The sequence below is a fragment of the Mycolicibacterium alvei genome, assembly GCF_010727325.1.
Lineage (GTDB): Bacteria > Actinomycetota > Actinomycetes > Mycobacteriales > Mycobacteriaceae > Mycobacterium > Mycobacterium alvei.
Genome location: NZ_AP022565.1, coordinates 5,657,558 through 5,680,209, shown reverse-complemented (window position 1 = coordinate 5,680,209; position 22,652 = coordinate 5,657,558). Strand labels below are relative to the sequence as shown.

General features: G+C 66.6%; 21 protein-coding genes and 2 tRNA genes. 9 read left to right on the top strand and 14 right to left on the bottom strand.

The window, feature by feature from the left end; all coding sequences use genetic code 11:
• Positions 1-93 precede the first annotated feature (93 nt).
• The gene (gene tig, locus G6N44_RS27130; protein ID WP_163669395.1) at positions 94-1,521 is read right to left on the bottom strand and encodes a trigger factor; all 1,428 of its coding nucleotides are present in this window, start codon (positions 1,519-1,521) and stop codon (positions 94-96) included.
• A gap of 43 nt (positions 1,522-1,564) precedes the next feature.
• Positions 1,565-1,638, bottom strand: a tRNA-Pro gene (locus G6N44_RS27125).
• Between the two features lie 123 nt (positions 1,639-1,761).
• Between G6N44_RS27125 and G6N44_RS27120 the strand changes: the two genes are divergently transcribed.
• Positions 1,762-1,835, top strand: a tRNA-Gly gene (locus G6N44_RS27120).
• 45 nt (positions 1,836-1,880) lie between these two features.
• Here G6N44_RS27120 and G6N44_RS27115 read toward each other — a convergent pair.
• Both G6N44_RS27115 and G6N44_RS29135 read right to left on the bottom strand, forming a co-directional pair.
• Entirely contained in the window at positions 1,881-2,393 is a 513-nt protein-coding gene (locus tag G6N44_RS27115; RefSeq protein WP_456152508.1) for an MBOE_33420 family protein, read from the bottom strand.
• Positions 2,394-2,406: 13 nt separating this feature from the next.
• Positions 2,407-2,553 (bottom strand): hypothetical protein, encoded by a 147-nt coding sequence (locus G6N44_RS29135; protein WP_170309432.1) that lies wholly within the window; start codon positions 2,551-2,553, stop codon positions 2,407-2,409.
• Positions 2,554-2,742: 189 nt separating this feature from the next.
• On the opposite strand from G6N44_RS29135, the gene G6N44_RS27110 reads away from it, so the two are divergent.
• The 3 genes from G6N44_RS27110 (at position 2,743) to G6N44_RS27100 (ending at position 5,654) form a co-directional block, all read left to right on the top strand.
• Positions 2,743-3,024 carry a GlsB/YeaQ/YmgE family stress response membrane protein gene (locus tag G6N44_RS27110; protein WP_163669391.1) on the top strand — a complete coding sequence of 94 codons (282 nt, stop codon included), beginning with the start codon at positions 2,743-2,745 and terminating at the stop codon, positions 3,022-3,024.
• Between the two features lie 575 nt (positions 3,025-3,599).
• The gene (locus tag G6N44_RS27105) at positions 3,600-4,787 is read left to right on the top strand and encodes a serine hydrolase domain-containing protein (protein WP_163669389.1); all 1,188 of its coding nucleotides are present in this window, start codon (positions 3,600-3,602) and stop codon (positions 4,785-4,787) included.
• A 51-nt stretch (positions 4,788-4,838) separates the two neighbouring features.
• A complete protein-coding gene (locus G6N44_RS27100; RefSeq protein ID WP_163669387.1) occupies positions 4,839-5,654 on the top strand; it encodes a DUF1542 domain-containing protein in 816 nt (271 codons plus the stop codon).
• A 19-nt stretch (positions 5,655-5,673) separates the two neighbouring features.
• Here the strand turns inward: G6N44_RS27100 and G6N44_RS27095 are convergent, their stop codons facing one another.
• The 4 genes from G6N44_RS27095 to G6N44_RS27080 form a co-directional block, all read right to left on the bottom strand.
• The gene (locus tag G6N44_RS27095) at positions 5,674-7,359 is read right to left on the bottom strand and encodes a cation:proton antiporter (RefSeq protein WP_163669385.1); all 1,686 of its coding nucleotides are present in this window, start codon (positions 7,357-7,359) and stop codon (positions 5,674-5,676) included.
• Between the two features lie 37 nt (positions 7,360-7,396).
• Complete coding sequence (locus G6N44_RS27090; RefSeq protein WP_163669382.1) at positions 7,397-8,191, bottom strand: Fpg/Nei family DNA glycosylase; 795 nt, start codon at positions 8,189-8,191, stop codon at positions 7,397-7,399.
• Between the two features lie 2 nt (positions 8,192-8,193).
• On the bottom strand, positions 8,194-8,667 hold the full coding sequence (locus tag G6N44_RS27085; protein WP_179964453.1) for a ribose-5-phosphate isomerase: 474 nt from the start codon (positions 8,665-8,667) through the stop codon (positions 8,194-8,196).
• Between the two features lie 61 nt (positions 8,668-8,728).
• Complete coding sequence (locus G6N44_RS27080) at positions 8,729-9,337, bottom strand: mycothiol-dependent nitroreductase Rv2466c family protein (protein ID WP_163669378.1); 609 nt, start codon at positions 9,335-9,337, stop codon at positions 8,729-8,731.
• 269 nt (positions 9,338-9,606) lie between these two features.
• Here G6N44_RS27080 and G6N44_RS27075 point away from each other — a divergent pair, with 269 nt between their 5' ends.
• The 3 genes from G6N44_RS27075 (at position 9,607) to G6N44_RS27065 (ending at position 13,062) form a co-directional block, all read left to right on the top strand.
• The gene (locus G6N44_RS27075; protein WP_163669376.1) at positions 9,607-10,008 is read left to right on the top strand and encodes a DUF732 domain-containing protein; all 402 of its coding nucleotides are present in this window, start codon (positions 9,607-9,609) and stop codon (positions 10,006-10,008) included.
• A gap of 38 nt (positions 10,009-10,046) precedes the next feature.
• Positions 10,047-12,626 (top strand): aminopeptidase N, encoded by a 2,580-nt coding sequence (gene pepN, locus G6N44_RS27070; protein WP_163669373.1) that lies wholly within the window; start codon positions 10,047-10,049, stop codon positions 12,624-12,626.
• Positions 12,627-12,720: 94 nt separating this feature from the next.
• The gene (locus tag G6N44_RS27065) at positions 12,721-13,062 is read left to right on the top strand and encodes an HNH endonuclease (protein ID WP_163669372.1); all 342 of its coding nucleotides are present in this window, start codon (positions 12,721-12,723) and stop codon (positions 13,060-13,062) included.
• A gap of 75 nt (positions 13,063-13,137) precedes the next feature.
• Here the strand turns inward: G6N44_RS27065 and G6N44_RS27060 are convergent, their stop codons facing one another.
• From G6N44_RS27060 to G6N44_RS27050, 3 genes are read right to left on the bottom strand one after another with little or no spacing between them, the layout of a single operon-like run.
• Positions 13,138-13,611, bottom strand: a complete 474-nt coding sequence (locus G6N44_RS27060) for a DUF5130 domain-containing protein (protein ID WP_163669370.1) — start codon at positions 13,609-13,611, stop codon at positions 13,138-13,140.
• Positions 13,598-13,831: an aa3-type cytochrome oxidase subunit CtaJ gene (gene ctaJ / locus G6N44_RS27055; RefSeq protein WP_163669368.1), complete on the bottom strand. Its 234-nt coding sequence runs from the start codon at positions 13,829-13,831 to the stop codon at positions 13,598-13,600. The genes G6N44_RS27060 and ctaJ overlap by 14 nt, the downstream gene beginning before the upstream one ends.
• Before the next feature lie 59 nt (positions 13,832-13,890).
• Positions 13,891-14,535: an HNH endonuclease gene (locus G6N44_RS27050; protein ID WP_163669366.1), complete on the bottom strand. Its 645-nt coding sequence runs from the start codon at positions 14,533-14,535 to the stop codon at positions 13,891-13,893.
• 144 nt (positions 14,536-14,679) lie between these two features.
• Here G6N44_RS27050 and G6N44_RS27045 point away from each other — a divergent pair, with 144 nt between their 5' ends.
• On the top strand, positions 14,680-15,084 hold the full coding sequence (locus tag G6N44_RS27045; RefSeq protein ID WP_163669364.1) for a globin: 405 nt from the start codon (positions 14,680-14,682) through the stop codon (positions 15,082-15,084).
• A gap of 1 nt (position 15,085) precedes the next feature.
• Complete coding sequence (locus G6N44_RS27040; protein WP_163669362.1) at positions 15,086-16,648, top strand: glycoside hydrolase family 13 protein; 1,563 nt, start codon at positions 15,086-15,088, stop codon at positions 16,646-16,648.
• Between the two features lie 72 nt (positions 16,649-16,720).
• Here G6N44_RS27040 and G6N44_RS27035 read toward each other — a convergent pair whose 3' ends face one another.
• Genes G6N44_RS27035 through G6N44_RS27025 form a run of 3 tightly spaced genes read right to left on the bottom strand, consistent with a single transcriptional unit; the run spans position 16,721 to position 22,622 of the window.
• The gene (locus G6N44_RS27035; RefSeq protein WP_163669360.1) at positions 16,721-17,377 is read right to left on the bottom strand and encodes a DUF8010 domain-containing protein; all 657 of its coding nucleotides are present in this window, start codon (positions 17,375-17,377) and stop codon (positions 16,721-16,723) included.
• Positions 17,374-17,736 carry an acyl-CoA thioesterase gene (locus G6N44_RS27030; RefSeq protein WP_407666183.1) on the bottom strand — a complete coding sequence of 121 codons (363 nt, stop codon included), beginning with the start codon at positions 17,734-17,736 and terminating at the stop codon, positions 17,374-17,376. The genes G6N44_RS27035 and G6N44_RS27030 overlap by 4 nt, the downstream gene beginning before the upstream one ends.
• A 41-nt stretch (positions 17,737-17,777) precedes the next feature.
• Positions 17,778-22,622 (bottom strand): NAD-glutamate dehydrogenase, encoded by a 4,845-nt coding sequence (locus G6N44_RS27025; protein ID WP_235682894.1) that lies wholly within the window; start codon positions 22,620-22,622, stop codon positions 17,778-17,780.
• Positions 22,623-22,652: the final 30 nt, after the last annotated feature.

The following is a 22,652-nucleotide window of genomic DNA, read 5'->3' as shown; positions in this document are numbered from 1 at the left end:
TCTACGTCTTTGGTAAACGCATTGGTCCTACGACGACACTAACGAAACTGCGGAGCCAGGCACTCCCGTACGGGGGCGCTTTCGCTCACAGCGTCACTCGGCGGCTTCGGCGCCCTTCTCGGCGGCCTCGTCAGCAGGCGCGTCGTCGGCGGGCGCGTCGTCGGCGGGCGCGTCGTCGGCACCCTCGGCCTGCGCGTCCTCGGCCGGACCGAAGAACTCCGTGGTGTCGATCACGGTGCCATCGGTGTCGGTGACGGTGGCGGCGTGCACGACAGCCGCAATGGTCAGCCCGCGACGCACGTCGGCGAACATGGCCGGCAACTGGTTGTTCTGCTGCAGGATCTGGATCAGCTGCTGGGGCTCGATGCCGTACTGGCGCGACATCAGCACCAGACGCTCGGTGAGATCGTTCTGGCCGACCTGGATGTCGAGCTTGTCGGCGACGGCATCCATCAACAGCTGGGTCTTGACCGCCTTTTCGGCGTTCGACTTGTTGTCGGCGTCGAATTCCTCACGGCTGCTGCCCTGTTCGGTCAGCTGCGCGGCGAACTTGTCCTCGTCGTGGTCAAGACCGTGGATCGCGTTGTGCAGGACGTCGTCGATCTGGGCCTGAACGATCTTCTCCGGCAACGGAACCTCGGTCTGCTCCAGCAGTGCCTCGACGGCCTTGTCGCGGATCTGCTCGGCCTGCTGCACGCTCTTGGTCCGACGCACCTGGTCGGTGAGGCTCTCCCTGAGCTCACCGATGGTGTCGAATTCGCTTGCCAGCTGGGCGAAGTCGTCGTCAGCCTCAGGCAGCTCGCGCTCCTTGACCGACTTCACGGTCACGGTCACGTCGGCGTCCTGGCCGGCGTACTCACCGGCGGCCAGCTTGGTGGTGAAGACCTTGGACTCGCCGACCTTCAGACCGGTGATCGCGTCGTCAAGGCCCTCGATCAGCTGACCGGAACCGACCTCGTGCGACAGACCCTCGGTGGCGGCCTCGGGCACCTCGGTGCCGTCGACGGTGGCCGACAGATCGATCGAGACGAAGTCGCCTTCGGCGGCGGCACGCTCGACGCCGGTGAGGGTGCCGAAACGGGCGCGCAGCGACTGCAGCTCGGCGTCGACCTCGTCATCGTCCACCTGGATCGGGTCGACGGTGATCTTGAGCGCGTCGAACTCGGGCAGGGTGATCTCGGGACGCACGTCGACCTCGGCGGTGAACGCCAGCTCCTGGCCGTCCTCCAGCTTGGTCACCTCGATCTCGGGCTGACCCAGGGGCTTGACGTCGGAGGCCGTGACGGCCTCGCTGTAGCGGCTCGGCAGGGCATCGTTGACGACCTGTTCCAGCACCGCACCGCGGCCGACGCGGGCCTCCAGCAACTTGCGCGGGGCCTTACCGGGACGGAAGCCGGGCAGGCGGACCTGCTGGGCCAGCGCCTTGAACGCGCGATCGAAATCTGGCTCGAGCTCGGTGAAGGGCACCTCCACATTGATGCGCACCCGGGTGGGGCTCAACTGCTCGACTGTGCTCTTCACTCTTCCTGCTCCTAGATAGTTCTGTCGTACTGGCGGGTGAGAGTCGGGGTGACAGGATTTGAACCTGCGGCCTTCCGCTCCCAAAGCGGATGCGCTACCAAGCTGCGCTACACCCCGTGGTGGTCGATCCGCCGCGGCAAAACCCACAAACGGACCACGCGAGATACTACGTGCTCACGGCACGGAGCATTCAATTGGCTTTGGTCGGGGGCACACCGGTACAGTGCTGATGCTGCACATGCGGGCGTAGCTCAATGGTAGAGCCCTAGTCTTCCAAACTAGCTACGCGGGTTCGATTCCCGTCGCCCGCTCCACAAGGACCGCCCTGACGGGGCGGTTTTTTGTTTGTCGGGCCCCGATCACTGCCCCGGCCCAGGCGCTGAATCGACGGGTGTCAGCGAGATCGGCAGCCAGTGGGTGCCCGGTCCCTCACCTGGGCATCCGACTCCCCCGATCACCAGGGTGCGCTCCCCGAAGAAGCTGCCGTCCGGGTTCGGGATCCAGTAATCCGAGCGCTCGGCCTGCACGGCGCTGCCGGGATTTTTGCGGTCGCAGAAATAGGGATACTCGCCGCTTGTCTCCCAGCGGTCGTTGTTCCAGCGGTACTCGTAGACCATCGGGGCACCTGGATTGCGGGCGTGGTCGTCCGCATTGTCCATGCGCGCGACGCATTCGCTCGCATCGCATGAGGTGGTGAATTCGACAGGCACCGTAATCGGGTTCATCGACGTCGGCATTCCGTTGAACGTCTGCTTCGAGAAGTCGATGAACAAGTTGTAGTGCCCATACAGCGGCGGTGGCTCAGTCCGATCCGCATGAGCGACCGGCGACCCGATGGACAGAACGCTTGCCGCCAGCGCTCCGACGAGCATCGTTTTCATCGCGCTACGCGTCCTTGCCGTCATCACGGTGTGCCGCCTCGATCACCTCGGGCGGCACCGGCTTGGCGAGCCACGCACGAAGCCGCAACAACCCACCGGCGACGGTGCCGACGGCTAACACCGCGGCAATCACCCAGAGAACGACGGACACAAAGCCGATTATCCCGGGTCACAGCGATCTACATGCCGTTTCTAGCCCGGCAAGTGGCTGGATAACCCACGAGTAGGCCGCGGCTGCATACCGAGATCATCTCGGCGCGAGCCATGAGCCGAGAATCGGAGGACAGTGGGCTACATCACACCGACCACAAGAAAGTCGGCTTGAACGAAAGGCAACGAGATGATCGGTGCAATTGTCAGTGCAATCGTCGTCGGCGCGATTATCGGAGTCCTCGCGCGACTCGTCATGCCCGGTAAGCAGAACTTGAGCACACTCATGACCGTTGTGCTCGGGATCGCCGGAGCCCTGCTCGGCTCCTGGCTCACGTCCGCCTTCGGGTACAGCAACGCGAACGGCGGGTTCCAGATCATCCCGTTCGTGGTGGGCGTCGTGGTCGCGATCGTGTTGATCGCGGTCTACACCGGACTTTCGGGACGGCGCGGCACGCCCGTCGGTCACTGAGTCAAAAAGCCCGTCGACTCCGCCGATCCTCCCCGCGATCGGCGGAGTCGCTCGCATTCCCCGGAGACATATCGCCGAGCCGGAATTCGCGCCGCTGCCGGTCAATACAAATATGGGGGTACTCGGCTGCGCACCTGACCGAATCGCCAGCGCCTGGGCCTCATCCCCGATTGCGACCTGATTAGATCTCGGTGACTGAGTCAGATTTTCGAGCGTCGCACCATCCAGGCCGAGGCGCTGTTGCTCGCTGGCTCTCCGATTTCCACCTGAGGGTCGCGATCCGACGCGATCCACGACCCAGAGGTGGAAATCGGCGGGGAATTCCGGTCCAGAACGACACCTGGAGCCCCACGGACGGCTTTCCGTACCTCAACTGCAAAGCAGAGTCGTTGAGCCGCTGAGCCCGTCACCGGTCTCGATCCGGCGTCGAATCGGCGCAGACCCGACGCCAACCGCGTAACGATCCGACCGCGCCCATCGATTCAGTCAGCGGGCCGCCCCTAGCATCGGGCAGTGACGTGTCTCGGCATCAGGCCGACCCAAAGGCCACGTCCGTTGCCACCGCTGGAGGACCGTTGAGAAGTCAGCCGATCGATACGATCGACGGCTTCTGCACGTCCGAATTCGCCCGGGTGCGTGACGCTTTCGCGGACAACTTCGCCCACCACAACGAGGTCGGCGCCGCTGTCGCGGTCTGGGTCGAGGGCGATCTGGTGGTCAACCTGTGGGGTGGATCGGCCGACGCGGCAGGCTCCCGGCCATGGCAGCAGGACACCCTGGCCAGCGTGTATTCCGGGTCCAAGGGGTTGTTGAGCACCTGCATCCACCTGTTGGCCGACCGCGGCGAGATCGACCTCGATGCGCCGGTGGCCCGCTATTGGCCCGAGTTCGGTCAGGCCGGAAAGCAGAACATCACCATCGCCATGGTGCTGGGCCACCGCTCGGGCGTGATCGGCCCGCGCGAACCGATGGACTGGCAGCAGGTAGCCGACTGGGACGCGGTGTGCGCGCGGATCGCCGCCGCCACGCCATGGTGGCCGCCGGGCAGCGCGCAGGGTTACCACGTGGTGACGTTCGGCTTCATCCTCGGCGAGGTGGTGCGCCGGGTCACGGGCCGCACGCTCGGTCAGTACCTGCGCACCGAGATCGCCGAACCGCTGGGCGCCGACATCCACATCGGCCTGCCCACCTGGCACCATCACCGGTGCGCGGAGATGGTGAACAAGCCGTCGGTGCGCAGCCTGTTGGCCGACAACCACGTCAATCAACCGCCGGCCTCCCTCGACGACCATCCGATGGCCGGCTGGGCGGTGTCGATGGACTTCGTGCCCGACGACGAGTTGGGCGTGCGGGCCCTGGACGCCTGGCGTGCGGCAGAGTTCCCGAGCACCAACGCGCACGTCTCCGCGCTAGGCATGGCCACCTTCTACAACGCGCTGGCCCAGGAGAAGTTGCTGACCCGCGAACACATGGAGCGCTGCCGGATCTCCCAGGGCGGTTTCGCCACCGACGTGGTGCTGGGCGCGCGGGTCGCCGATCACGGCTGGGGTCTGGGTTACATGCTCAACCAGCGCGGGGTGGCCGGGCCCAACACCGGCATCTTCGGGCACGGCGGGTCCGGGGGCTCGTTCGCCTTCGTCGACCTGGAGCACCGGATCGGCTACGCGTACGTGATGAACTATTTCGACGCCACCAAGTGCAATGCCGACCCTCGTACGGTCGCACTGTCCCACGAGGTTTACTCCGCTCTCGGCGTAATCTGAGTTGCCTTCGAGAACCCGGAAGTACCGTTTCCCGTCGGTACGCTGGACGCCATGAACAGCGTTTTGCTGGTACTCATCGTCCTGGTCATCGCCGCGATTGCGTTCGCTGTCTACAGCTCGACGCAGGCGAACGGCCGCCGTTCCGCGGAGTCTCTGGCCGACGCCAAGGCTGACGCGCGCCGGCTGATCGAGCGGCTCGGCGGGCAGGTGCTCAACCTGACCGGCTCCGACGATGCGTCGAAGCAGGCGCTGGCCGACGCCTCCGAGCGCTACACCGCGGCGTCCTCCCAGATCGATCAGGCCACCACCGCCAAGCAGGCCGCGCTGGCCAAGGAGAGCGCCATCGAGGGGCTCTACTACGTGCGCGCCGCCCGCACCGCGATGGGCATGGATCCGGGTCCGGAGTTGGAGTCGTTGACCGGGCAGCGTGCGGCCGGCGAGGTCACCGAGGACCGCCGGATCAACTTCGAGGGCCGTGAGATCGAGGCCTCCCCGTCCCCCTCGCAGCGCACCCCGAACTACTACCCCGGCGGCCGGGTGGCCGGACGCCCGGTGCCGGCCGGCTGGTACTCCGAGCCGTGGTGGAAGCCGGCGCTGGTGGCCGGCGCCTGGGGGCTGGGCTCGGTGCTGCTGTTCGACGCGATGTTCTCGGGTATGCACGGGGTCGGCTACGGCGCACAGGGTTTCGAAAGCGGTTACGGTGACGGCTATTCCGACGGCCTCGCCGCGGGCCAGGACGCCGGTGGCTTCGACGGTGGCGACACCGGCGGCGGTGACTGGGGCGGCACCGATGCCAGCGGCTGGGATGGCGGCGGTTTCGACGGCGGCGGCTTCGGCGGCTTCGGCGGAGATTTCGGGGGCTTCTGATCCTCCGCCGAGCGCGCTGTTAGAGGCGACTCTCCAGGCGCGCCGACACACCGGCCTCCTGCAGGTCCAGACGCTCCAGCATGGCGCGCACCGCCTCATCCTCGATGCGTCCTTCATCGCGCTCGGCGATGAGCGCGCCACGTTGTGCCGACAGCACCTCGCGATAGAGACCGGTGAACACCGCCGCTCGTTTCGTCAGCGCTTCGGGGTCGGGCATCTCGTCGGCGTCCTGCGAATGCCGGGCGATCACCGCGCGGATCTCGCTCACCACATCCCGGTCCAGGCCTTCGGGTGGATCCGCCTCGAACGCCTCGAGCACCCCGTCGGCCGCATCGTGCACCACGCGCTCGGCCTTGAGCTCCTCCTCCCGGTCGGCGGCGTGGTCGTCGGAGAACCGGGACAGGTTCAACCGGCGGATCAGCAGGGGCAGTGTCCAACCCTGGATCAGCAGGGTGCCCACGCTCACCACGAACGCGATCGCCTGGATGGTGGCGCGTTCCGGGAATGGTTCGCCACTGGCGGTGGTGGCCGGGATCGCGGCAGCCGCGGCCAACGTCACCACTCCGCGCATTCCGGTCCAGGACACGACGACGTTCTCCTGCCAGCTCAGCGACCGGCGGTCATTCAGGGTGCGCCAGTGCGCCTTGGGCTTTCGCCTGACCCGGCCGAACAGGCCGCGGGTAGCGTCGGAAGCCGGCGCGCTGAACTTGTTCTCCACGTGCCGGGACAGCTTGTTGCGGCCGAACATCAGGAACACCGACACCGGCCGGATCACCAACACGATCACCAACACGATCACCGAAGCCACCCCGACCACGGCAAGAGACTCGTGGGCTTCATTGAGATCTTCCAGGACGAAGCGCAGGTGCAGACCGATGTAGGCGAACACGAAGGCCTCGAGCAACACGTCCAGCGAGTTCCAGACGTACCGCTCCTGCAGCCGCGTCTGATACCCGGCGCCCATCGCACCGTTGCCGACGATGAAGCCGGCGACCACCACGGCCAACACACCGGATGCGTGCAGTTCCTCGGCGGTGATGAACGCCGCGAACGGCACCACCAGCCCCTGCACGGTCTCCAGTCCCGGATTGTCCAGGTGCTTGCGAATCCACAACGTCACATAGCCCAGCAGCGCCCCGACCAACGGCCCGATGATGGCGCTGTAGCCGAAGAGCAGGAACGGGTTCTCGATGAAGGTGTGGCTGCCCGCCACCTGTGCCACCGCGATGGAGAACAGCGTCAGCGCCGCGGCGTCGTTGATCAGGCTCTCGCCGGTGAGGATCGCCATCACGCGTTTGGGCAACCCGAGCTTGCGTCCCACCGCCACGGCGGTGACGGCGTCGGGTGGTGCGACGATCGCGCCGAGCACCAACGCCAACCCGAAGGTCAGCGGCACCAGCACCAACCAGGATGACACCGCCGCCACGGCGAAAGCCGTCACCACGACCAGCCCGACACCGAGACCCAGGATCGGGCGGATGTTGCGGAAGAACGTCGGGAAGGAGAAGTCCAGTGCTGCCGAGTACAGCAGCGGCGGCAACACCACCGTCAACAAAATGTGCGAATCCAGTTCGGGGGGCTCGAAGCCCGGGAGGAACGACACCACGCTGCCGATCACCACGATGATGAGGGCAGGTTCCAGACCTCGCCGATGCGCGATTGCTGTGACGAGGATGGCTCCGACGACGACGAGGATCAATTCCACCGGGAGATTGTCCCGTGTCCGCTGCGCCCGCGCGCACTCACACCTGGCAGTCGGGGCACCAGAACAGGTTGCGGGCCTCCAGTTCTGCGGTGCGCACCTCGGTTCCGCACACCCGGCAGGCCTCCCCCGCCCGGCGGTACACGTAGGTGCGGGGACGGCCCGGACCGTAGGCCGGCGCGCCGTGATCGTGTTCTGGTCGGATGACGACGATCTTGCCGCGGCGGACCCCGACCTTCATCAGTTCGACGAGATCGGTCCACATGGCGCTGAATTCGTCCTGCCCCACGTGCGTGCCCGGCCGGTACGGGTCGATGCGATGACGGAACAGCAGCTCACTGCGGTATACGTTGCCGACCCCGGCGATCACCGACTGGTCCATCAACAACGCACCGATCGACCTGCGCGACTTGCTGATTCGCGCCCAGGCCAACGCGGGGTCGGCATCCTTGCGCAGCGGGTCGGGACCGAGACGCGTGACCACATCGGCAATATCGGGCTCGGCGATCACCTCACACACCGTCGGGCCGCGAAGGTCGGTGCCGTACTCGGTGCCCACAATCCGCATCCGCACCTGGCCGACCGGAAGCCCCAGCGGGACAGGCACTTCGGTGAACGTGCCGTACAGGCCGAGATGGATGTGCACCACCCGGCCGCCGTCGTAATGGTGGAACAGGTGCTTGCCCCAGGCGTCGGCCCGGGTGAACACGCGCCCGTTGACCGCGGCCGCACCGTCGGTGAAGCGGCCCTGCGGGCTGGAGACCAGCACCGGCGCCCGGCCGAACCGCTTCTGGTGCAGCCGGGCCAGCCGGTGCAGGGTGTGCCCTTCGGGCACGGTCAGGCGCCGGGAACCGGCGGGGCCACGTGGTCCTTCTCGTAGGCGGCGAGGATGTCGATGCGGCGCTGGTGGCGTTCGGCTTCTGACCAGGGGGTGGCCAGGAAGGCGTCGACGATGGCCAGCGCCTCCTCCTCGGTGTGCATGCGTCCGCCCAGACCCATCAGCTGCGCATTGTTGTGCTCGCGGGCCAGCTTGGCGGTCTCGACGCTCCAGGCCAGGGCACAGCGGGCGCCGGGCACCTTGTTCGCGGCGATCTGCTCACCGTTGCCCGAGCCGCCGAGCACGATGCCCAGGCTGCCCGGGTCGGCAACGGTCTTGACCGCCGCGTCGATGCAGAACGCCGGGTAGTCGTCGTCGGCGTCATAGCTGTAGGCACCGCAGTCGATCGGCTCGTGGCCGGTCTTCTTGAGGTGCTCGATGATGGTTTTCTTGAACTCGAATCCGGCGTGGTCGGCACCGATGTAGACGCGCATGGCGGCCATTCTCGCAGACGACGCATTTCGCCCGGGCATGCTCGCGCGCGGCGTTACCCGTTCAGTCGAACTCGGGGCTCTCGGTGCGGGAGCGCTTGAGCTCCCAGAAATGCGGGTACGACGCGAAGGTCACGGAGGCGTCCCACAGCTTGCCGGCCTCTTCGCCGCGCGGAATCTTGGAGAGCACCGGGCCGAAGAACGCGACGCCGTTGACGTGGATGGTCGGGGTGCCGACATCCTCACCGACGGCGTCCATCCCGGCATGATGACTCTTGCGCAGCGCGTCGTCGTATTTGTCGGTCTCGGCGGCCTCGGCCAACTCGGCGGGCAGGCCGACCTCTTCGAGCGACTGCGCGATCACCTCGTCGAGATCCTTGTTGTCCAGGTTGTGAATCCGGAATCCCATCGCGGTGTACAGCGGACCGAGGATTTCGGGCCCCTTGAGTTGTTCGGCGGCGATGGCGACACGGACGGGTCCCCACGCCTTCTTCATCAGTTCTTGATAGTTCTCGGACAGGTCCCGGCCCTCGTTGAGTACCGCCAGACTCATGACGTGGAACTGCACGTCGATGTCACGCACCTTCTGCACTTCGAGGATCCAGCGCGAGGTGATCCAGCACCACGGGCACAGCGGATCGAACCAAAAACCTGCGACGTCCTTGTCAGCCATCAACGCGTCCTCTCGATGTGGTTCAGGGCACACCTACACTCAGCACAACTGTGCACCGGCGTCGAGATGTTCCCGCTCCGGGTAACTCTTCTGGCGCCTGGCACGATAGGCATATCGGCAAGCATGGTGAAGTCACGGCAGCAGCACAGGAAACGCATAGTGCGCGAACTTTTATCGGAACGTGTTGTTCCTGTGACCCTGGTAAACCACTGTTGCCCAAGTGAGCAGAGCGATCTACCGGGTTCTGCGTAATAGCTGAGGAGCTGAATATGGCCACTCGCGCCCTTCTGACGACCGTGGGTGTCGTTTCCGTCGCCCTCGCGTTGGCTGTTCCCGCGCAGGCCGACCCGGCACCGACCGATCCGACGACCGACAGTTCGTTCCTGAACGCCCTGAACGACGCCGGGGTGGGCTACGGCAACCCCGACGCAGCCGTCCAGATGGGCCAGGAGGTGTGTCCGATGCTGGTCGAGCCCGGTAAGGATTTCGCGTCGGTGGCCTCCCAGATGCGCGGCGACGGCGGCATGTCGCCCCAGATGGCGTCGTTCTTCACCGGCATCGCCATCCAGATGTACTGCCCGCAGATGATGTCGTCGATCGGCGACGGGTCGATCCTGAACAACCTGGACGCCCTCAACGGACTGGCCGGGATCGCCGGCTTCCCCCGGTAGGCCGGGTCCGGCCACAGTCCAGCCACTAGGTTGGACGGGTGGCACTTCCCAATCTCACCCGCGAACAGGCCGTCGAGCGCGCCGCTCTGATCACCGTCGACAACTACCGCGTCGTCCTCGACCTCACCGACGGCTCCGGCAACCCCGGCGACCGCACCTTCCGGTCCACCACGACGGTGACGTTCGATGCCCTCGCCGGCGCCGACACCTTCATCGACCTGGCGGCCGACACGGTCCGCAGCGCCACGCTCAACGGCGTCGCGCTGGACGTATCCGGCTACGACGAATCCACCGGCATCACGTTGTCCGGGTTGGCCGCGCACAACGTCCTGGTGGTCGATGCCGACTGCCTGTACTCCAACACCGGTGAGGGCCTGCACCGTTTCGTCGACCCGGTCGACGACGAGGTCTACCTGTACTCGCAGTTCGAGACTGCCGACGCCAAGCGGATGTTCGCCTGCTTCGACCAGCCTGACCTGAAGGCCACCTTCGACGTCCAGGTCACCGCGCCCTCGCACTGGCAGGTGATCTCCAACGGGGCGACGGCGTCCGCCGAAGGTGGGGTCCATGTCTTCGCCACCACGCCGAAGATGAGCACCTACCTGGCGGCACTGATCGCCGGACCGTACGCGGTGTGGCGGGATTCGTATTCCGATACCCACGGCGAGATCCCGCTGGGCATCTTCTGCCGGGCCTCGCTGGCCGAATTCATGGACGCCGAGCGGCTTTTCACCGAGACCAAGCAGGGCTTCGGCTTCTACCACGCTAATTTCGGCACGCCGTACGCCTTCGGCAAGTACGACCAGCTGTTCGTACCCGAGTTCAATGCGGGTGCCATGGAGAACGCCGGCGCGGTGACATTCCTGGAGGACTACGTCTTCCGGTCCAAGGTGACCCGGGCCTCCTACGAGCGCCGCGCCGAGACCGTGCTGCACGAGATGGCACACATGTGGTTCGGCGATCTGGTGACCATGCAGTGGTGGGATGACCTGTGGCTCAACGAATCCTTCGCGACGTTCGCGTCGGTGCTCTGCCAGGCCGAGGCCACCGAATACGACACGGCGTGGACCACTTTCGCGAACGTGGAGAAGTCCTGGGCCTACCGGCAGGATCAGCTTCCCTCGACCCATCCGGTCGCCGCTGACATCCCGGACCTGGCCGCCGTAGAGGTCAACTTCGACGGCATCACCTATGCCAAGGGCGCTTCGGTACTCAAGCAGCTGGTCGCCTATGTCGGGCTCGAAGAATTCCTCTCCGGGCTGCGCGACTACTTCCGTGACCACGCGTTCGCCAATGCCACCTTCGGCGATCTGCTGGGCGCGCTGGAGAAGTCGTCAGGACGTGACCTGTCCGGCTGGGGCCAACAGTGGCTCAAGACAACAGGTTTGAACACACTGCGGGCCGATTTCGACGTGGACGATTCGGGTACGTTCACCCGGTTCGCCATCGCGCAGTCGGGGGCGGCACCCGGTGCCGGGGAGACCCGTGTCCACCGGCTGGCCGTCGGCATTTACGATGACGACCCGGCTGGCTCGGGCAAGCTCGTGCGGGTACACCGCGAGGAGCTCGACGTGGAGGGGCCGGTCACGAATGTTTCTGCCCTGGTGGGTGTTTCGCGCGGCAAGCTGATCCTGGTCAACGACGACGACCTGACCTACTGCTCGCTGCGGCTGGACCCGGCCTCGCTGGCGACCGTGCTGTCGCGGATCGCCGATATCGCCGATCCACTCCCCCGGACCCTGGCCTGGTCGGCGGCCTGGGAGATGACCCGCGAGGCCGAAATGAAGGCCCGCGACTTCGTCGCCCTGGTGATGAGCGGCATCCACGCCGAATCCGAGGTCGGCGTCGCGCAGCGCCTCCTGATGCAGGCCCAGACCGCGCTCGGTTCCTACGCCGATCCCGGGTGGGCCACCGAGACCGGCTGGCCGGCGTTCGGCGATGCGCTGCTCGATCGGGCACGGGAGGCCGCCCCCGGTTCTGATCACCAACTCGCCTTCGTGAACGCGCTGTGCACCTCGGTGCTGGCACCGAACCACGTCGCCGTGCTGTCGACACTGCTCGACAACGAACCGGCCGCGGTGAACATGCCCGGCCTGGTGATCGACACCGATCTGCGCTGGCGGATCGTCACCGCGCTGGCCCGCACCGGACAGATCGATGCCGACGGAGCCGAGACACCGTTCATCGACGCCGAGGCCGAGAACGACCCGACCGCGGCCGGTAAACGTCAGTCCGCGGCGGCGTCGGCGGCCCGCCCGCAGGACGAGGTGAAGTCCGCGGCGTGGGAGCAGGTCATCGAGGATGACACGATCGCCAACATCACCACCCGCGCGATCGTCGGCGGTTTCGTGCAGCCCGGCCAGTCCGAGCTGCTGGCGCCGTTCACGACGCGCTACTTCGCCGCCATCTCCGGGGTGTGGGAGCGGCGGTCCAGCGAGGTCGCACAGACCGTGGTGATCGGGCTGTACCCGTCATGGGACATCAGCCGCAACGGGCTCGATGCGGCTGATGCCTTCTTGTCCGATCCCGAGGTACCGCCCGCACTGCGCCGGCTGGTGATCGAGGGGCGGGCGGGCGTGGAGCGCGCCCTGCGTGCCCGCGCCTTCGACGTCAGCTGATTTCTTCTGCCCCGCGAGCGGGCGTGTCTGCGCCCCGACACGCCGTGTCAGAGCAGCATTCTGCGCCCGCTCGCGGGGCCAATACGCTTGGCCGATGGCAGTCAGTCGAACCCGCGCGGCACGGGCTTCCCGCAAGCGCAAGCGTCGGATGGACCTCGTGGTCCACGACCTCACCGACGAGCAGTGGGAGGCCATCAAAGCGGCGTGGGGCGGGTGCGCGTACTGCGGCGGCACCGGTGGCCCGTTCCAGAAGGACTGCGTGATGGCCATCTCGCGCGGCGGGCGCTACACCGTGGACAACGTGGTGCCGGCATGCGCATCGTGTAATGCCAGCAAGTGCAACTTCGAGGTCAGCATCTGGATGCGGCGCAAGCGGCTCGACGAGCGGACATTCTTGACGCGCTATGTGGAGATCCGCAACGGGCTGGTGGGTTAGCCCAACTCACAAACGCAGCGAGCGCGCGTGGCCGTCGGATGACGACCACGCACGCTCGGTGTCAGGTACTGAAAATCAGGCGGGAGAAACGCCGGCCGACAGCACGCGCACGGCGCTGATCAGACCGTCGATCAAGTTGCCTTCCTTGAAGGAGGCGGCAGCCGCCGACACGCCCAGCGGGGCAGCCTCTTCGATGCCGCGGCCCTTGACGTCGGCGCCGTAGACCACCTCGATCGCCTGCTGGTCGGGTGAGACCGCGAGCAGCACCGCGTTGTCGGGGGTCGGCACCTTGGCCAGGATCTCGCGTGCCGTGGCCGCGGTGTCCGCGCCCAGGTCACCGATGTAGACCGCGAACCGGGCCTTGGCCGCCCGCGACCCGTACTTCATTGCGTCATCGAGGACGACGAGATCCATCGTCGGGAACGGGTAGTGCACCGACATCTCACCGGGCTCGGTGACGCCGGAGATCCGGCCGCTGGAGGTCAGGGCGTAGCCGTAGGGCAGGTCCAGATCGGATGTAGCGAGAGTCGAAACTTCACCATGTGCCACTTGCGCCGCCTCCGATCGTCACACCGTGTGATTGATGCCCACCGTGCCCGTGATCCTGCGGCTCCTCGGCAGCCCACAGGATGGGCTCGTGGGTCCACGGCTCGGACATCTTGTAGGTAGCCGGGTGCGGTCCTTTGCGGGGCAGGTAGATCAACGCCAGGACCACGAACAACAACAGCGGAACCCCTCCGAGGAGGGAATGGGTAAGTGCTGTGCTCACGCGCAAACCGTATCAGTCGCGATACGCCGACGTGCCGAGAGTGCCCGGCAAGTCCGACATCATGCCGCGCCCTCACCGAGATAGCGCACCCAGGCCGGGTCGAGCTCCTTGATCGTCGACAGCAGCCGCCAGTGCTGCCCTTTCGGCGGTATCGGTACGCACCGCAGTGACCAGCCCAGTTCAGCCAGCAACCGGTCGGCCTTGCGGTGGTTGCACGGCCCGCACGCCGCCACACAGTTCTCCCACGAATGTTCACCGCCGCGGCTGCGCGGGATCACGTGGTCGACGGTGTCGGCCCGCCCGCCGCAGTACGCGCAGCGGAAACGGTCGCGGTGCATCAACGCCGCGCGGGTCATCGGGACACGGGCCCGGTAGGGCACCCGCACGAAGGTGCGCAACCGGATCACCGAGGGCACCACGATGGTGCGGGTGGCCGAGTGGATGGCGGGTCCCGACGGGTCGTCGTGCAGGACGTCGGCTTTGCCGCACATCACCATGATCACCGCGCGCCGCAGCGGAAGTGCGGTCAGCGGTTCATAGGTGGAGTTGAGGAGCAAGACGCGACGGCGTCCCCACAGGGACGCATCGGGCGTGCTGCTGGGAAGTACTTCGACGCTGTGGAGCGGGCGATTGGGCACATGGGATCCCGATGGGCCGGGAATGTGGCCGGTCCGTCGTATATGGCCTTTTTTACTGTGCGCCATGGAGCCTCCGAGGAGACAGTCCACCACGGATCCCCGCAATACGCACGGAAATTCTTCGGGTGTTCGCAGGTCAGTCCGATGAACATGCGGTGACCAGACCACCGTGACCGGCCCGGACGTCGGCCGGGGCCACAATGGACCACAATGAGTGACGTGACGCAGGTGCAGCGATCTTTCTACGACGAAGTCGGGGGCCACGAGACGTTCGCAGCGATCGTGTCGCGGTTCTACCAACTCGTACGCGAGGACGAGATCCTGCTGCCGCTGTATCCCGAGGACGACATCGACGGTGCCGAGGAGCGGCTGCGGATGTTCCTTGAGCAGTACTGGGGCGGGCCGCGGACGTACTCCGACCAGCGCGGTCACCCCCGGTTGCGCATGCGGCACGTCCCGTTCCGGATCGGCTATCTGGAGCGTGACGCCTGGCTGCGCTGTATGCACACCGCGGTGGCCTCGATCGATTCGGCGACGCTCGACGAGCCACACCGGCGTGCGCTGCTGGACTACCTCGATATGGCTGCAGACTCGATGGTGAACTCGGCGTTCTGAGATGCGCCGGTGGTGGGCGGACGCGGTTTTCTACCAGGTCTATCCCCGCTCCTTCCGGGACAGCAACGGCGACGGGGTCGGTGACCTCGACGGAGTGAGCGCCGGACTGGACTATCTGGCGGCGCTCGGCGTCAACGCCCTGTGGCTCAACCCGGTGATGGTGTCGCCGATGGCCGACCACGGGTATGACGTCGTCGACCCCCGCGATGTCGACCCGCTGTTCGGCGGCATCGACGCCCTGGACCGCCTGCTCGATGCCGCGCACGCCCGCGGCATCCGGGTCACCATGGACCTGGTCCCCAACCACACCAGCTCGGCGCACCCGTGGTTCGTCGAGGCGCTGGCCGATCCGCGGCGACGCGACCGGTACATCTTCCGCGACGGCCGCGGCCCGCACGGCGCCACGCCGCCCAACAACTGGGTATCGGTGTTCGGCGGGCCGGCCTGGACCCGCATCACCGAGCCCGACGGCAGACCGGGCCAGTGGTACTTGCACCTGTTCGACCCCGCCCAGCCCGACCTGAACTGGAACCGCCCCGAGGTGTTCGAGGATCTGGAGCGCACGCTGCGGTTCTGGCTCGATCGCGGGGTCGACGGCTTCCGCATCGATGTCGCACACGGCATGGCCAAGCCGGCCGAACTCCCCGACATGACGGTCACCGACACCGCGCTGCTACGTAACAGCGACGATGACCCGCGGTTCGACAACGAAAGCGTGCACGACATCCACCGCTTCATCCGCACCGTATTCGATGCCTATCCCGACGCGGTGGCCGTCGGCGAGGTGTGGGTGCACGGCAATGAACGCTTCGCCAAATACCTGCGGCCCGACGAGCTGCACCTCGGCTTCAATTTCCGTTTGGTGCAGGCCGATTTCGACGCCGGCGAGGTCCACGACGCAATCGACAACGCCATGGCCGCTGCCGATCTGGCCGCGGCGACGCCGACCTGGACGCTGTCCAACCACGATGTGGAGCGTGAGGTCACCCGCTATGGCGGCGGCGCCCGGGGGTTGGCGCGGGCACGGGCGATGGCCCTGGTGATGCTGGCGCTACCGGGCGCGGTGTTCGTCTACAACGGTGCGGAACTCGGGCTGCCCAACGTCGAACTGCCCGACGACGTGCTCCAGGACCCGGTGTGGGAACGCTCGGGTCACACCGAACGCGGGCGTGACGGGTGCCGGGTGCCGATCCCGTGGTCGGGCGACGCGCCGCCGTTCGAGTTCTCCTCCAACGCCGACACCTGGCTGCCGATGCCGGCCGAGTGGGCATCGTTGACGGTGCAGCACCAGCTCGGCGACCCGGAATCGACGCTGGAGTTCTATCGTCGCGCCATCCAATTGCGCTCCAGCCGTGCGGAATTCGCCGGTGACATCGAGTTGGCTACTTCCGGCGACCTTCTGACATTGCGTCGCGACGAAGGCCTGGTGTGCGTGCTGAACACCGGCAGCGAGCCGGTGCCGTTACCGTCCAACTCGGTTCTGCTCAGCAGTCGTGAGCTGACCGACGGCCTGCTGCCCGCCGACACCGCGGTCTGGCTCGTCCCGACGATCAACCGGCGTTGACTCTGCACTGAGGACGTACCGCACTCGCACCTGTACGCCCAGGCCGCAGAGTCAACCGGGGCTCGAAGAAAATCAGCCCAGGATCAGGGCGGCACCTTGGCGGCGGCGGTACACCGACCCGAACCGGGCGTCGATGCGCAGCCACGCCGGGTGCACGCGGACCCGGACGATCTCCTCGTCACTCACCTCGTTGCCGGTCTGCGGCAGAAAACCCATGGCGGTCAAGGCGAAAACACATCGCATGGGCACTGCGACAGACACGTCACCCGCGCTGACGGTGATGACCTCTTGATCCAGCAGCGCGGTCGGTGGCCCGTGGGCACTACCGTGCTCGCGGGCCAGGGCACTGCCCTGCTGAGCCAGGTCGAGCAGCACCCGCGCGGGGATGTCGTCGAGGTGGACGAATCCGTTCTCGGGGGGCAGACCACCGCGCCAGGCCGAGTCCATCGGGAAGCCGGGGTCGACGTATCCGTCTCCCGCAGTGGACAACCCGGCCACCAGGGCGTCGGCTCCGGCGGACAGATCCGATGGGCGTACCCGGGCTGTCACCACCCGGCTGGCCAACACCTCCAACCCGGTCGCCACCCAGGCCACCGTCGTGCCGGTACCGCGTTCGCGGAGCCGCACCACCGCGGCATCGTCCAACCGCAGCGCACGGTCGAGGAACGTCGCGAGATCCTTCCGGTCCCGCGGATCGTCGATCCACAGACCGCGCTCGGCGGCGGTCATCGCGGGTGGCTCTCCAGATAGCTGCGCTGCTGGGCGGTCAGACGTTCCAGACGCTGCTCACCGATGTGCACCGCGGCCAGTTGGGTCTCCCCGATCACCGCTGGCTTGGAGTCCGGAGCAGCGTGCAGCGAGCGCACCTCGTAGCCGATGGTGAAGTCGACGGCGCGCACCCGCTTGGACCACATGGTCACCTGCAGCGGTGAGTCCACGAGCCGCAGCTGCCCCTTGTAGGCGATGTTGACCTCGGCGATCAGCAGTCCGATGGTTTCGATGGTGGCGCCGAACGGCTCACGCAGAAACGGTATCCGGGCCTCTTCGAGAATCGTCACCATCGTGGCGTGATTGATGTGCTGGTACATGTCGATGTCGGACCAGCGCACGTGCACCGGAGTTGTAAAGCTCACGCAGTCGTTCCCGTTCCACTCGTTCGTGTCATGCTGCGGATCTGCCGCGCCGCCACAGACAGCGTCGCCAGGTCCTGCTCACCATCTTCGTATATCTCGCTCAGCGTGCGGCGGGCGCGGGTCACCCGGGAGCTGTTGGTCAGCTCCCACTCGGCGATCTTCTCCTCACCGGTCTCGTCGGGCTCACCGACCGCGAGCACGTCGAAGCACAACGCCCGCAGTGAACCGTAGATGTCGTCGCGAATCGCCAACCGCGCCAGGGAATGCCACCGATCGTCTCGGCTGAGCCGGGAGACAGCGGTGAGCAGCCCGTCGGAACCCAGGCGGTCCATCAGGGCGAAGTACGTGTCGGCCACCTCGGCGGCGTCGCGGTCGACGATGTCGGAGATGTCGATCACATCGAGCAGGCTGTACCGGTACAGCCCGGTCGCCACCGCGTAGGCCAGATCGTCGGGAACGCCCTGCGCGGCGAACTCGCCGGCTTCCTTCGCGACGATCGCCTTGTCGTCACCGCGCAGCCATTGCGACATCTGCGGACGCAGGGCGGACACCTGGGCGGCGAACCGATTGATCTCGGCACCGACGGCCAACGGCTGCGGACGGTAGTTGAGCAGCCAGCGCCCGGCCCGGTCGACCAACCGGCGCAGATCCAGTGTCATCCGGTCGGTGACGAAGACCGGCACCCCGGCGGCGCCGGCGGCCTGAATCCGACGCCACTCCTCACCGATTCCGAAGATGGCGTCGGTGGCGACGTAGCTGCGCACCGCGTCGACCGGGCCGACCCCGACGTCCTCGGTGATCCGGTAGGCATAGCTGATGCCGCTGGTGTCGACGAGATCGTTGACCAGCATGGTGGTGGTGATCTCCCGGCGCAGCTGATGCGACCGGATCTCACCGGTGAACTGTTCACGCAGCTTCTCCGGGAAGTACTGCGGCAACCGGGACGCGAACACCTCCTGATCCGGCAGGTCACTGGCCAGCACGTCATCTTTGAGATTGAGTTTGACGTGAGCCATCAGGGTGGCCAATTCCGGTGAGGTCAAACCGATTCCGGCATCGGTCCGGCGCCGGATCTCCTTCTCCGAGGGCAGTGCCTCCAGCTCGCGGTTGAGCCCTCGGTTGGCCACGAACTCCTTGATCATCCGGGCATGCACCGAGAGCATGCTCGCGGCGTTGGCCCGGCTGGTGCCCATGAGATCGTTCTGGTGCTTGTTGTCGGTCAATACCAGGGCCCCGACCTCGTCGGTCATCGACAGCAGCAGTTCGGTGCGCTGACCGGGCTCGATCTGACCCGCAGTGACCAGCGAGTCGATCAGGATCTTGATGTTGACCTCATGGTCCGAACAGTCGACACCGGCGGAGTTGTCCAGCGCGTCGGTGTTGATCCGCCCGCCGGCCAGATCGAATTCGATGCGCCCCAGCGACGTCACGCCGAGGTTGCCGCCCTCGCCGATCACCTTGGCCCGCACCTCGTTACCGTTCACCCGGATCTGGTCGTTGGCGCGATCGCCGACGTCGCCCTCGGTCTCAGCTTTGACGTAGGTGCCGATGCCGCCGTTCCACAGCAGGTCCACCGGAGCCTTGAGAATGGCCTTCATCAGGGCGGGCGGCGTGAATTCCTCGATGTCGTCATCGAGACCGAGTGCGGCGCGGGCCTGGGGGCTGACCGGGATGGACTTCTGCTGACGGCTGAAGACGCCGCCGCCCTCACTGATCAGGGTGGCGTCGTAGTCCTCCCAACTGGACCGCGGCAGCTCGAACAGTCGTTGGCGCTCCACCCATGAGCGGGCGGCATCGGGGTTGGGGTCGACGAAGATGTGCCGGTGGTCGAAGGCGGCGATCAACCGGATGTGTTTCGACAGCAGCATGCCGTTGCCGAACACGTCGCCGCTCATGTCGCCGACGCCGACGACGGTGAAGTCCTGGCTCTGGGTGTCCACCCCCATCTCCCGGAAGTGCCGCTTCACCGATTCCCAGGCGCCTCTGGCAGTGATGCCCATGGCCTTGTGGTCATACCCGATGGACCCGCCCGAGGCGAAGGCGTCGCCGAGCCAGAACCCGTAGGACTTGGCGACCTCGTTGGCGATGTCGGAGAACGTGGCGGTGCCCTTGTCGGCCGCGACCACCAGATAGGCATCTTCTCCGTCGCGGCGCACCACCTCCGGTGGCGTGACAACGGCACCGGTTCCCTTGTCGACGTTGTCGGTCACATCGAGCAGTCCGGAGATGAACAGTTGGTAGCACGCAACGCCTTCGGCGCGCGTCGCTTCCCGGTCGACCGCGGCGTCGCCGGTGAGTTCGGGTGGCCGCTTGACCACGAACCCGCCCTTGGCGCCGACCGGCACGATGACCGCGTTCTTCACGGCCTGAGCCTTGACCAGCCCGAGGATCTCGGTGCGGAAATCTTCGCGACGGTCCGACCAGCGCAACCCGCCGCGCGCCACGAAACCGAACCGCAGGTGCACGCCCTCCACGCGGGGCGAGTACACGAAGATCTCGAACTTGGGTCGCGGCAGGGGCAGTTCGTTGATCAGGCCCGGGTTCAGCTTCATCGCCACCACACCGCGTTGGCGCGCCGAATCTGGCCGCTGCACAAAGAAGTTGGTGCGCAGGGTGGCCTGGATCAAGGTGGCAAAGGCTCTCAGCACCCGGTCCGTGTCCAGGCTCACCAATGCGTCGATGTCTTCGGCCACCGCAGCAGCCGCCCCCTGGGCGTCGCGGGTCCCCCCGGTATCCTCGGACGGGTCGAACAGCGCCTCGAACAGCTGCACCAGCGACCGCGTGGTGTGTGGATTCTCGTTGACCACCGACTCGATGTGCGACTGACTGTACGGAAAACCGGCCTGGCGCAGGTACTTCGCGTAGGCACGCAGAATCACCACCTGCTGCCAGGTCAGGTCTGCGCGCAGCACCAGTTCGTTGAACCGGTCCACCTCGACCCAGCCGTGCCAGATCGCGGTCACCGCATCGGCGAATCGCTGGGCGGTGGCCTCACGCGAAGCCGCGTCGGGCTCTTCGGGAATGCCACGCTGCCGGGCCACCTTGAACTGGTAGATCCAGACCGGCAGGTCGTCGCCGCGGCGCACGGTGTACGGGCGCTCTTCGAGCACCACCACGCCCATGGACTGCAGCATCGGCAGCAACTCGCTCAGCGAGGCCGACTGCCCTCCGAGGTACCAGGTGAGCTGGGCAAGCCCGTCGTCCTCCCCCTCGGTGAACACCAATTTCACCGAATTGTCTTCCAGGGCTTCGATGATCGCGATATCGGCGATGGCATCCGCCGGGGCGACGGCTTGTTTGTAGTCTTCGGGAAAGGCCGAGGCGTAGTGCTCGACGGTCGCCGAGGTGAGCGGCGTGTGCGCCGCGGCGCTGGTCATCCGGTCACCCCAGTTGCGGGTTGCCTCGGTCAGCAGGTTCTGGATCCGGCTCTCGTTCTCGCTGGAGGTGTCCACGGTGTGCGAGATCGCGCCGTCGGGTAGGCGCACCATGAAATGGACTACTGCCCAAGGAGATTCGCTGACCCGAGCTGAGTAGTCGATGCTCTCACCGCCGAGCTCGCGCACCAGGATGTGCTGCATTTCCAGCCGCACTGCGGTGGTGTAACGATCGCGGGGCAGGTACACCAGGCAGGACACGAAGTGCGCCAGCTGATCCGCGCGCAGGAACAGCAGGGTGCGGCGCCGCGACCCGAGGTCCACCACTGCCAGCGCCATGTCCAGCAGCTGCTTGGAGCTCAACGCGAACAGTTCGGGACGGGGGATGGTTTGGACGATGTCACGCAGCAGCTGACCGGGGTGACTGGGGTCGCGCCGAGCCATGGCCAGCGCCTCTTCGATGCGTCGCGAGATCAACGGGATATCCAGCACATTGGCGTTCATCGCAGCCACGGTGAACAGGCCGACAAAACGGTGCTCGACGACTCGGGCGCCGGTCTCGCGGACGACGACGATGTACGGATTGGCGCCATAGCGCACGTAGCTCGGCATTGTGGCCTGCGCCAGCACCATCAGATCATCGGCGGCGGTCAGCGGCGGAAGCACATCCTCACGCAGCTTGAGCACACCGAGCCGGCTGGCTGAATCAACCGAGGCCTGCCCGTCGCTGATCGCGCACTGCTGGTACCCCAGCAGCACGAAGTGGCCGTCGGACAGCCAGCGCAGCAGTGCGGCGACATCCCTGCGGTCGGCGTTGGGGAACCGGCCGTCGACATCGGTGGCCACATCGTTGGCCAGGGCATGCAGCGCGGCGCCCATCGCCGCGTGGTCCAGCCCGATCTGGCGGGCCTCGGCGAGGACGCCGGGCAGCAACCCGACCATCTCGGTGAGCGCCGAACTGTCGGCCGCCCCGATCACCGGGACGAGGATCCAGCACTCGTCGACGCCGTCGCCTCCGGTGGCCTCGGCCGCGGGTTGGAAGTCCAGCAGTGCGCCATCGGCGTCGCGGCGGACCCGGAAGACGGGGTTCATGATGGCCGGGTAGGCGATGCCGTGCCGGTGCAGCAGCACGGTCACCGAGTCCACCAGCATCGCCGCCTGCTCGGTCACGATCTGCAGGGCCGGCCCCGAGTCGGCGTCGCCCGGATATACCTCGACCTTGGTCTCCCCGGGGGCCCGGCGGCTGCCCAGTTGATAGTGAGCAGCCACTGCAGCATCGGAGACCAGACGCTCGGCGACGCCGCCGGTCTGCGGACCGGTGGCGGTGATTCCGGGTGCGTCGGCCGCGGGAGCCCGATAAGTGGACAGGAATGCCAGCGCAAGTCGGTGGATCTCGTCCGCCGACGACTGCCGGTGGTTCTGCTCGCTGCTTCCCTGCCCTGGGAGGGCTCCCGGCTCGGCCGTCATACGGATCACTCCTGACTCACGCCCACACAC